Origin of the sequence: Burkholderia sp. SIMBA_062 (assembly GCF_046534765.1) — a bacterium.
GTDB classification, from domain to species: domain Bacteria; phylum Pseudomonadota; class Gammaproteobacteria; order Burkholderiales; family Burkholderiaceae; genus Burkholderia; species Burkholderia ambifaria.
Map to the genome: position 1 here is coordinate 1 of NZ_JAWRYD010000497.1, position 248 is coordinate 248.

Below are 248 nucleotides of genomic sequence, written 5' to 3' on the forward strand. Positions count from 1 at the left end.
ATTAGATACAACCTTAACCGTTTCTCCTACTTTTCTATCAACTGAAACAGTACAATATAACTCAGCTATCTTATCTTTTATTTTATAAGGATATATTCCTTTATCCAGTATTTCGTCAAAATTTTTAATATTTTTTTTGATTATTTTTAATCTTATAATTCCAAAAGCATGATTACTTGATTTTTGAAAACTTATTATGTTGCCAACAAATTCAACATTATTTTTCATTTCTTTTTCTGGAATTTCTT

The 248-nt window shown here is 23.4% G+C and carries 1 protein-coding gene; it reads right to left on the reverse strand.

Features of this window, described 5'->3' with window-relative positions:
* A partial coding sequence (locus SB786_RS37220; protein ID WP_410731712.1) for a hypothetical protein occupies positions 1-248 on the reverse strand: 248 nt, incomplete at both ends.